Origin of the sequence: Craurococcus roseus (genome assembly GCF_039523795.1) — a bacterium.
GTDB classification, from domain to species: domain Bacteria; phylum Pseudomonadota; class Alphaproteobacteria; order Acetobacterales; family Acetobacteraceae; genus Craurococcus; species Craurococcus roseus.
In genome coordinates, this window is record NZ_BAAAFZ010000036.1 from 46,367 (window position 1) to 56,399 (window position 10,033).

The 10,033-nt window shown below is 75.7% G+C and carries 11 protein-coding genes and 1 pseudogene; 4 read left to right on the plus strand and 8 right to left on the minus strand.

Annotation, left to right across the window (positions count from 1 at the left end; translation table 11 throughout):
* The 3 genes from ABD067_RS13325 to ABD067_RS13335 all read left to right on the plus strand — a co-directional run.
* Positions 1-539, plus strand: a 539-nt coding sequence (locus tag ABD067_RS13325) for an aspartate/glutamate racemase family protein (RefSeq protein ID WP_343895797.1), incomplete at its 5' end; no start/stop codon positions are given.
* A 71-nt stretch (positions 540-610) separates the two neighbouring features.
* On the plus strand, positions 611-1,039 hold the full coding sequence (locus ABD067_RS13330; protein ID WP_343895798.1) for a Rap1a/Tai family immunity protein: 429 nt from the start codon (positions 611-613) through the stop codon (positions 1,037-1,039).
* Between the two features lie 16 nt (positions 1,040-1,055).
* Positions 1,056-1,376: a glycine zipper domain-containing protein gene (locus ABD067_RS13335; RefSeq protein WP_343895799.1), complete on the plus strand. Its 321-nt coding sequence runs from the start codon at positions 1,056-1,058 to the stop codon at positions 1,374-1,376.
* Between the two features lie 37 nt (positions 1,377-1,413).
* On the opposite strand, the gene ABD067_RS13340 is transcribed toward ABD067_RS13335, so the two are convergent.
* From ABD067_RS13340 to ABD067_RS13375, 8 genes are all read right to left on the minus strand, one after another.
* Positions 1,414-2,070, minus strand: coding sequence for a superoxide dismutase (locus ABD067_RS13340; protein WP_343895800.1), 657 nt, complete (start codon positions 2,068-2,070; stop codon positions 1,414-1,416).
* A 10-nt stretch (positions 2,071-2,080) separates the two neighbouring features.
* The gene (locus tag ABD067_RS13345; protein ID WP_343895801.1) at positions 2,081-2,509 is read right to left on the minus strand and encodes a VOC family protein; all 429 of its coding nucleotides are present in this window, start codon (positions 2,507-2,509) and stop codon (positions 2,081-2,083) included.
* A gap of 83 nt (positions 2,510-2,592) precedes the next feature.
* On the minus strand, positions 2,593-4,203 hold the full coding sequence (locus ABD067_RS13350; protein ID WP_343895802.1) for an MFS transporter: 1,611 nt from the start codon (positions 4,201-4,203) through the stop codon (positions 2,593-2,595).
* A gap of 50 nt (positions 4,204-4,253) precedes the next feature.
* Positions 4,254-5,417: a hypothetical protein gene (locus ABD067_RS13355; protein WP_343895803.1), complete on the minus strand. Its 1,164-nt coding sequence runs from the start codon at positions 5,415-5,417 to the stop codon at positions 4,254-4,256.
* A gap of 418 nt (positions 5,418-5,835) precedes the next feature.
* Positions 5,836-6,798 (minus strand): ornithine carbamoyltransferase, encoded by a 963-nt coding sequence (gene argF / locus ABD067_RS13360; RefSeq protein ID WP_343895804.1) that lies wholly within the window; start codon positions 6,796-6,798, stop codon positions 5,836-5,838.
* A complete protein-coding gene (locus tag ABD067_RS13365; RefSeq protein WP_343895805.1) occupies positions 6,795-7,997 on the minus strand; it encodes an aspartate aminotransferase family protein in 1,203 nt (400 codons plus the stop codon). The genes argF and ABD067_RS13365 overlap by 4 nt, the downstream gene beginning before the upstream one ends.
* A gap of 161 nt (positions 7,998-8,158) precedes the next feature.
* Positions 8,159-8,971: a PRC-barrel domain-containing protein gene (locus ABD067_RS13370; protein ID WP_343895806.1), complete on the minus strand. Its 813-nt coding sequence runs from the start codon at positions 8,969-8,971 to the stop codon at positions 8,159-8,161.
* A gap of 105 nt (positions 8,972-9,076) precedes the next feature.
* Positions 9,077-9,532, minus strand: a complete 456-nt coding sequence (locus ABD067_RS13375) for a GlcG/HbpS family heme-binding protein (protein ID WP_343895807.1) — start codon at positions 9,530-9,532, stop codon at positions 9,077-9,079.
* Positions 9,533-9,642: 110 nt separating this feature from the next.
* Here ABD067_RS13375 and ABD067_RS13380 point away from each other — a divergent pair.
* Positions 9,643-10,033: pseudogene (locus tag ABD067_RS13380) on the plus strand (hypothetical protein); the annotation flags it as partial.

Consider the following 10,033-nt stretch of genomic DNA (forward strand, 5'->3'; position numbering starts at 1 on the left):
TGCCCGCCCTGCTGCGCGGCGTCCGCCGCCTCGCCGCCGCCGGCTGCGGCGCCATCTGCATCCCGTGCAACACCGCGCACGGCTGGTTCGAGGAGATGCGCGACGCCGTCGCCCCGGTGCCGATCCTGCACATCGTGGACGCCGCCGCCGACGACCTCCTGCGCCAAGGCGTGCCGTCCGGCGGCCCCGTCGGCCTGCTCGCCACGGAAGGAACGCTGGCGATGCGCCTCTACCCGGAGCGCTTCGCGGAACGCGGCGTCGAGGTGATCGAGCCCCGCGCGTCCGCCATGTCGGAACTGGTCACGCCCGCCATCGCCGCGGTGAAGGCCGGCCGCGTCGCCGAGGCCTACGCCCCGCTCGCGGAAGCGGCGCACGGGCTGATGGCGGCCGGGGCGGTCGCCGTGGTGCTCGGCTGCACGGAGATCCCGCTCGGCATCGCCGCCGGCCCCGCCCTGCCTTTCCCGGTGGTGGACACGGTGGACGCGCTGGCGCTCGCCGGCATCGCGTGGTGGAAGGCCGCCGCCGGCACGGCGGCGTGACCGGCGCCCTTGGGCGAACCAGTGTTTCGGGGAATACTCCGGCCCGGAACCACCGAGGGAGGATTCGGAGCATGCGGAAAACCTTCGCGGTCGCCGCGCCGCTGTTGGCGGCGTCGTTGCTCCCGACGCCGGCATCCGCGCAAGCGCCCGGCCGCCACGTGACCGACGTCCGGACGGTGTCGGACCTCGCCGCCGTGTGCGATCCGCAGGTGAGAGGCGTGGAGCGGCTGGAGTCGATCGCGTACTGCCAAGGCTACATCACCGCTGCCGGGCAGTTCCACACCGCCCTGCACCCGTCCGACGGCCCGCGCCGCCCGCTGTTCTGCGTGCCGGCCCCCGCGCCGAGCGTGGCCCAGACCGGCCTCGGCTTCGCCGCCTGGGCGCGGCAGAATCCGCAGCGCGCGAACGAGCCCGCTCTGGACGGCCTGCTCCGCTGGGCGCAGGCGACGTATCCCTGCCCGACCAACGCCGCCGCCGCGCGCCGCGCCCCGGCCCGCTGAGACGAGGAGGCACACCATGGCCAAGACGCGGACTCGTCGGCTCGCCGCCCTGCCGCTGCTCGCCGCGCTCTCGCTCGGCGCCTGCGCCGGCGACCTGACCGACACGCAACGCCGCACCGGCACGGGCGCCCTCGGCGGCGCGGCGCTGGGCGGCCTGATCGGCTCCTTCGGCGGCAACGCCGGCTGGGGGGCGCTGATCGGCAGCGCCGCCGGTGCCGGCGGGGGCTACCTGTTCGACCAATCCGAGCGGTCGCGGGAGCGCGCCTACTACCAAGGCCGGTACGACGCCCGACGCGCCGGCGGCCGGTACCGGGAAGGCCGCGGCCCGGACTACTGACCGCTCCCGTCGGGCGCGGGGCCGCGGCGCCCCGCGCTCAGCGCGCCGGCCCGGCGAGGCGCCCGGTCCCGCCGGCGCGGATCGCGTCCAGCCGCTCGCCGACGTAGCCCCAATTCACCACCCGCCACCACTCGCGGAGGTAGTCCGCGCGGCGGTTGCGGTGGTCCAGGTAGTAGGCGTGCTCCCAAAGGTCGTTGGCGAGCAGCGCCGGCCGGCCGCCGGGCGGCAGCAACACGCTGTCCTGGTCGGGCGTCGTCACAACGTCGAGGCCGCGCCCCCGCGGGTCGGTCACGAGGAACACCCAACCGGAACCGAAGTGCCACGCCCCGGCCTCGTCGAACCGCCCCTTCATCGCTTCGAAGGAGCCGAACGCCCGGTCGGTCTCGGCGGCCAGCGCGCCGGACGGCGCGGCATCGCCGCCGGGCCGGACAACCTTCCAGAACAGTTGGTGGTTGGCGTGTCCGCCGCCCTGGTTCCGCACGGCGGCACGGATCTCCACCGGCACCTCCTCGATGCGGGAAAGCAGTTGCTCGATGGTGAGCCCCTGCCACGCAGGGTACGGCTCCAGCGCGCGGTTCAGCGCATCCACGTAGGCGCGGTGGTGCTTGGAGTGGTGCAGCTCCATCGTCTCGCGCTCGATGACCGGCTCCAGCGCGTCGTAGCCGTAGGGCAGCGACGGCAGGTCGTAGGGCACGGCGCGCCCCCTAGGCCGAAGCCGCCACGTCGCCCGTCGCCTGCCCGACTTCGATCAGGTAGCCGTCCGGATCGCGCATGTAGCAGCGGATCTCGCCGCGCTTGCGGATCGGCGGCGTGACGAAGGCGGCGCCCTTGGCCGCCCAGTCGCGGTGCGCCGCCGCGATGTCGGCGACGCGGAGGTTCAGGAAGCAGGTCGCCGAAGCCGGATCGGAGGGTGGCGCGAGCGAGATGCCCGGCTTGTCGGGCGTCGGCCCGCCGCCCGGGTTCATCAGGACCCAGGCGTTGGCCAGGCGCACGATCGCGGGGCCTTCGTCGCGCACCACCCGGCCCCCGAGCACGTCGCGGTAGAAGGCCACGGAGCGCGGCACGTCCGCGACGGTCGGGAACACCGTCACCAGCATGCCTTCGGCCGGCGCGGGGAAATCGTCCGCTTCCATCGGCATCCCCTCCGATCGGGCCGCTCATGGCGACCGGCAACGCCGGCGCCCGCGCGCCGGCGTTGCCCGCCGACGCGGGCTTGTCACACGGCCCGACCTTCCGCTGCGCGCAGCGACGCCGGGCGCGGGTCGGGCCGGATCGTGCCCGCGGCCACCCCTGCGGCGGCGAGGGCGAGCCCGGCGCAGGCCAGCATCGCGGCCCGGTAGGCGAGCAGGAAAGCGTCACCCGAGGCCGCGACGACGTCGCGCCGCTCCGCCTCCGTCAGCCCGTCCGCGTCCGGCGCGGACGCGAAGCCCGGCCGTGCCGCCGCGACCGCCGCGCGCGCCTCCGGCCGCAGCCCCGTCTCGGCCAAGCGCCGGTCCAGCGCCGAAGCCTGCGCCGCCAGGGTCGCCGTGCCGAGCACTGCCACCGCCAGCAGGCCCGCGACCCGCGCCACCGCGTTGTTGATGCCGGACGCCGCCCCGGCGTGACGCTCGTCCGCGGACTCCATCACCGCCGTCGTCAGCGGCGCGACCGTCGCCGTCATGCCGAGGCCGAGCACGACCATGCCCGGCAGCACGCTCCACCAGAACGACCAGTCCCGGCCCGCCGACAGCCCGAGCAGCGCGAAGCCGGCCGCCGCCACCGCCGGCCCGCCGACGAGCGGCCCGCGCGCCCCGAACCGCCGCGCCAAGCCGCCGGACGCCCGCGACAGCAGGCCCATCAGCAGCGAGAACGGCAGGAACGCCGCCCCGGCCTCGGCCGGCGAGTAGCCGCGCAGCCCGATCAGCTCGAAGGGCAACAGGAACAGCGCGCCGGTCAGCGCCGCGTAGAGCAGCAGCGTCAGCAGGTTGGCGCCGGAGAAGGTGGAGGAGCGGAACAGCCCCAGCGGCACCATCGGGTGCGCCGCGCGGGCCTCGTGCCGGAGGAACCACGCGCCCGCGCACACGCCGACCGCGGCGGCGACGAGCACCGCGGCGCTCTGAAGGCCGGACTCGCCGGCCTCGATCGCGGCCCAGGTGACGGCGCCCAGCGCGAGCGCCGCCGCCGCCGCGCCCGCCCAGTCGAGCGGCGGCGCCTCGGCGTCGCGGCTTTCCGGCACGTGCCGGAGCGTCAACCAAGCCGCCACGGCGGCCAGCGGCAGGTTGATCAGGAACACCGCGCGCCACGACCACGCCTCCACCAGCCAGCCGCCCAACACGGGGCCGACTGCCGTGGTCAGCGCCCCCGCGCCCGCCCAGGTGCCGATGGCCCGGCTGCGCTCCGCTTCCGGGAAGGTCGCGGCGATCAGCGCCAGGCTTCCTGGCACCATCAGCGCCCCGCCCACGCCTTGCGCCGCCCGCGCCGCGACCAGCGACGCGGGACCGGGCGCCGCGGCGCAGCCGGCCGAGGCCAGCGCGAACACGGCGATGCCGAGCAGGAACACGCGCCGGCGGCCGAAGCGGTCGCCCGCCGCGCCGCCGACCAGCACCAGCGCCCCGAGCGCGAGGGTGTACACGTTCACCACCCATTGCGCCGCCGATGCCGAGGCGCCGAGCCCCTGCTGGATCTCCGGCAGCGCCACGTTGACCACCGTACCGTCGATGAACGCCATGCCCGAGCCGAGGATGGTGGCGGCGAGTATCCAGCCGGCGCCCGCGGGAGGGCTCTCGCCGGCGCACGGTCGCGCGCGTATCGCGGCGGCGTCGCAGGGCGGGCGTTGCGGTCCGATCATGGGCAGCGATGGTCCGCCGCCCGGCCGCGGGCATCAAGCGCCCGCACCGTTCAGCGGGAAGCCGGCGCCGCCGCTGTCGCCACGGCCACGCGCCCACCGCGCGCCTCGGGCCGGTGGCCGCCGCCGTGCTCGGCGCGCTGCAAGCCGTAGTAGGCGGAAACGAAAACGCAGACCGCCGCCGCGAAGGCGAGGCCCGCCCGGTGCGCTTCCGCGAGCAGGCCGCGCCGGATCTCGTGCAGCCGGCGCTGCAACGGCGTCGGCCCGTGGACGAACATCGCCGCCATCGTAGCCAGGATCGGCAAGTGCCCGATGGCGTCGAGCTTGCCGAAGTCGAGGATCGCCAGCCCGAAGATCGCACCCAGCGCCAGGATGCCGACCCGCGACAGGGCGAAGCCGGTCAGCATGTGGAAGGCGAAGGCGAACTCCACGAAGCCCGCCACCACCATGAAGTCCGACGGCAGCACGCCGAACAGCAGCCAGGGCCGCTCTTCGAGCAGCGGGAAGGTCCACTGCGGGTAGGCCCACTTCTCGACCGCGGCCCACATCAGGCTGGCGCAAAGGGAGGCCTGGAGGATGGGCATCCGCAGCCGCCGCGGCCGTCCGGTCCCGCAGGAGGTCAGCGCCATGTAGGCCGCGAGGCCGAGGAACACCGGGTAGTCGGCGAGGTGGAAGGCGCCGTAGAGCGCCGCCCCGTAGCCGTACAGCGCCAGGATGCCGGCGGCGCCGAGGACGCAGGTGCGCGGCGAGAACATGCTGGCGGCGATGCCGAGCTGGAGCCAAGCCGGCCACGCCGCGTCCGTCTTGAGTTCCGGCGTGAGGATGGCGCCGCCGGCGGTAAAGAGCGCCACGAAGAAGGCGCCGAGGCCCGCGCGCAGCAATCGCTCCTCCACCTCTTCGCCCCCGCGCCGCGCGAGCGCGCCGCCGCGCGGGGACGCCGCCGCCAGCCGGTCCAGCAGGAAGCCCGCGGCCATCAGCAGCGCGAAACCGGCGAAGACCAGCGGGAAGCGCCCGGACAGGACGGCGGAGATCGGCATCGGCGGTTCGGCCACGTCGAAGGGCGCGAACCACTTCACGTGCGCCATCGCCCGCGACGGCAAGCATAAGCAGCACGCCGCGAGAGCAGCGGCGGACAGGAACGGCGCCACGAGCCCGCGGTCCGCCCGCGCCCCCGGCCGCGTCCCGGCCGGGAACCCTTGAGGCTCGACGATGCGCATGGCGGTGCCCCGGAACGCGGCGCTCAGAGGAGCGGCGGGACGGAGGCCGCCGCGGCGCCTCCGCCTGGCAGGGCCGCGCGCGCGAGCGGCGGCAACGGTTCGGCGGTCCGGCTGCTCATGAGGGCCCACTCCATCGCCGGAGGCTGTCCGCCTCCGCGCGCCGAGTATCGGGGGGATGCCGAAGCGCGCCTGTGCGGCGTGTCACCGCTTGGTGCGGCGCACACGGACCAAGCCTTCCGTCGCGCGCCGGGCTACGCAGCGACGGCCCTGCGCTGGCGCGGGTCGCCCCCGGCGGAGGAACCGCACGCGCCGCGAGCCAGGAAGCAGCCGATGACGCGACCGAGCCGCGTCCGCGCCCCCGGTTACATGGGCTGTTGGCGGCCGGGAGCGCCGGCGGGCCGCCGGGCGCGGCGGTTCGTCAGCCCGCGCCGAGCGCCCAGAGCAGCACGCCCTTCTGGGCGTGCAGCCGGTTCTCCGCCTCGTCGAACACCACGCTCTGCGGCCCGTCGATCACCTCCGCGGCCACCTCCTCGCCGCGGTGCGCGGGGAGGCAGTGCTGGAAGATCGCGTCCGGCGCCGCGTGCGCCATCAGCTTCGCGTCCACCTGGTAGGGGCGGAGCAGGTTGTGGCGGCTCGGCCCGCCGCCGTCGCCCGCCTCCTCGTTCATGCTGACCCAGGTGTCCGTGACCACGCAGCGCGCGCCGCGCACCGCCTCCACCGGGCTTTCGGTGAGTTCGATGCGCGCCCCCTCGCCCCGCGCCCAGTCCAGAAGCGCGCGGGGCGGCCGCAGTTCGGGCGGCGTGGCGATCCGGAGCGTGAAGCCGAAGCGCGCCGCCGCTTGGATGAAGCTCTGCGCCACGTTGTTGCCGTCGCCGACCCAGGCCACCACCTGCCCGGCGATCGGCCCGCGGTGCTCCTCGAAGGTGAGCACGTCGGCCATGAGCTGGCAGGGGTGGCTCACGTCAGTGAGCCCGTTGATGACGGGCACCGTCGCGTGCTCCGCCATCTCGCGGATGCGCCGCACGTCGTGGGTGCGCATCATGATCGCGTCCACGTAGCGCGACAGCACCTTGGCGGTGTCGCTGACCGCCTCCCCGCGCGAGGACTGCATGTCCCGCGCGTAGAGCATCACCACGTCGCCGCCGAGTTGCTTCACGCCCACCTCGAAGGAGACGCGCGTGCGCGTGGAGGGCTTCTCGAAGATCAGCGCCACCGTGCGCCCGGCCAGCGGCTTGGCCGCCAGCGCCCCGCGCTTGCACTGCGCCGCGAGGTCCAGCATCCGCCGGAGCGTCGCCGGCTCGAAGTCCATCAGCTCCAGGAAGTGCCGGGGGGGCTCGCGCCCCCCGGCCTCCGTCCGCACCGCCGCGAGGGCGCTGCTCATTGCGCGGCCTCCTTTTCTCCGCCGGGCTTCGCGCGCAGGCAGGCGCGGTCGAGCAGCCGCAGCGCCTCGTCCGCCTCCGCTTCGGTGATGATGAGCGGCGGCGCCAGGCGCAGCACGTTCATCCCAGCCGCCACCGTCAGCAGCCCTTCGGCCACCGCCGCGGCCTGCATGTCGGTGTTGGACACCTCCGGGCGCAGCTTGAGGCCGACCAGGAGCCCCGCGCCCTGCACGCCCTCCACGACGTCAGGGTGGCGGTCCGCGAGCCGGAGCATCCCGCGCCACAGGTGCCGCGCCACGCGGTCCACGCCGTCGAGGAAGCCGGGCGCGAGGACCACGTCCAGCACCGCGTTGCCGGCGGCGCAGGCCAGCGGGTTGCCGCCGAAGGTGGTGCCGTGCGTGCCCGGCTTCAGGTGCTCCGCCACCTTCTCCTTCGCCAGGACGGCGCCGAGCGGGAAGCCGCCGCCGATGCCCTTGGCCGAGGAAATCACGTCCGGCTCGATGCCCGCCCACTCGTAGGCCCAGAGCTTGCCGGAGCGCCCCATGCCGGTCTGCACCTCGTCCAGCGCCAGCAACAGGCCGAACTCGTCGCAGCAGCGGCGCAGGTCGCGCAGGAAGTCGAGCGAGGCCGGGCGCACGCCGCCTTCGCCCTGGACCGGCTCCACCATGACGCCCGCGGTGTGCGGCCCGATGGCGTTGCGCACCGCGTTCATGTTGCCGAAGGGCACGTGGTCGAAGCCCTCCACCGGCGGCCCGAAGCCCGCGAGGTACTTCGCGTTGCCGGTGGCGGCGAGCATGGCGAGGGTGCGGCCGTGGAAGGCGCCCTCGAAGCACACCATGCGGAAGCGCTCGGGGCGCCCGTTCTCCGCGTGGTACTTGCGCACCGCCTTCACCATGCCCTCGTTCGCCTCGGCGCCCGAGTTGCAGAAGAACACGCTGTCCGCGAAGGAGGTCTCCGCCAGCCGCGCCGCCAAGCGCTCCGCCTGGGGCACGCGGTACAGGTTGCTCACGTGCATCACGCGCGCCGCCTGCTCCGCGATGGCCTTCACCAGATGCGGGTGGCCGTGGCCGAGGCTCGAGGTCGCGATGCCGGCGCCGAAATCGAGGAATCGTCGCCCGTCCGCCGTCCACAGCCAAGCGCCGTCGCCCCGCTCGAAGGGGAGGTCGGCGCGGTTGTAGGTCGGCATCAAGGCGGGGATCACGGGAGAGGGTGCTCCTCCAATTGCTCCCCCGCGCCGGCGGGCATTCGCGGGCGCTCCAGGGGAAGCGCGGAGGTTGGGCGCAAACGCGCCGCCGCGTCAAACCCGCGGGGCGCGCGCCGGCGGCGGATTACGCCGCCGCACCGACGCGCCCGCGGACCGGGTCAGCCCCGCCCGGCGGCGGTGCCCTCGTAGGTGAAGGTCGGCAACCGGTTCAGGTCGTCACGCGACGCCGACCCGGTAAGCGTCCAGCGGTTCCGCTCGCCGACCGTCCGCAGCCGCTCGTAGGGCACGGCCACCAGTTTGGCGCCGATGCCGAGGAAGCCGCCCACCGACACCACCGCGATCGGCGCGCCGCCGTTGCCGGGCAGCACGATGTCGTCGATCTCGCCGATGCTCTCGTTCGCCTCGTTGTACACCGCGGCGCCGATGACCCGGCTGGCGCGGCGCGCGTCGCGCATGGAGGCGCCATCCGCAGCCGCCAGCGCGGCGGGGCCGCCCGCGTCGGAGCGGCGGTCGGGCGCGTTGGGGCTCGGTGGATTGGCGGGCGCGTTGTCGCGCGGCGCCTGCGTCCCGCCGACGCTGCTGCCCGGGTTGGTGGCGCCGCCGCCCGCGGCGCCCTGGTTACCCTGGCCGGGGCCGCCGGTCGCCTGCCCCTGGTTGGAGGTGTGCCCGCGCCCCTGCATGTGCGGCGGCACCTGCCGGTCGGCCGCTTCGCCGCTGCCGCCGCTGGGCGAGCCGGCGTTGTTGCCGGGGATCGTCTGCGTGGTGCCCTGCCCCGCGTTGTCGCCGGCGCGGGCGCCGGGGCTGCCGCCGAGCGGGCCCTGCTGCGGCGTGGTCTGCGTGGTCTGCGGCGCGCGCGAGGTGCCGGCCGAGCCCTGCGCTCGCACGGCCGCCGGAGCGGCGATCAGCGCGGCCGCGGCCAGGGCCGTGACGGCCAGCAATCGGGCGCGGCGGGTGGGGGCGGTCGTCGGCATGGGGCGTGCTCCTCGCGTTCCGGTTCCCGGAGACCCGGGTTGAGAACGCCAACGCCCCGGCGGCGGCCCGGTTTGCTCCCCGGGGACCGCCGCACCGCCGCCCGGTCACTCCGGGTCCCCGGTGTCCGGCTTCAGCCCCGCCGCCTGGATGCCCGCCACGGCGCACGCCTCGTCCTGGGCCGAAACGTCGCCGCTGATGCCCACCGCGCCGAGGATCGTCCCGCCCGCGTCGCAGGCCAGCACCCCGCCCTGCACCGGCACGGCGCGGCCGCCCGCGATGTCGGAGAGCGCGTTCATGAAGCCCTGCATGGACTGCGCCCGCCGCGCCAGCTCCCGGCCGCCGAGGCCCAGCGAAAGCGCGCCGAACGCCTTGCCCAGCGCGATCTCCGGCCGCAACAGGCTGCTCCCGTCCTCGCGCTGCACCGACTTGATCTGCCCGCCGGCGTCCAGCACCACCACGGTCAGCGGTTGCAGCTTGAGTTCGCGCCCCTTGGCGCGGGCGGCGGCGGTGATCGCCTCGGCCTGTTCCAGCGTCAGTCCGTTCGCGGGGTAGCGTGCCATGCCCGGTCGTCTCCTGCTCGGTTGCGCGCCCCCTATCGCCGCGCGGACCGGCGGCGGCAAGGCGGGCCCGCCGTCTCGCCCGCGCGCGCGGCGCGTGCGAGAACCCGCCCATGCCCGAGGACGCCACGCGCGGAACGAAAGGCGGCGGGGGCGCCGCCCGCCGGAAACCCCGCCCGGCCGGCCCAGCCGGACCGCCCGCGCCCGGTCCGCTCCCCACCGAAGCCCTGCTGCGCGAAGCCGCGCTGAACCACCTCGCGCGCTTCTCCGCCACCGAGGCCGGCCTCCGCCGCGTGCTGGAACGCCGCGTGGACCGCTGGGCGCGCCGGAGCGAGGCGGCGGGCGAACCGCCGGAACTGGTCGCCCCGCGCGCCGCCGAAGCCAAGCGCCACGCCGCGGCCGTGGCCCGGAAGATGGTCGAGGCCGGCGCGGTGGACGACGCCGCCTTCGCCGCCGCGCGCGTGCGGCGCTTGTCGCGCGGCGGCCGGTCGCGGCGCGCCATCG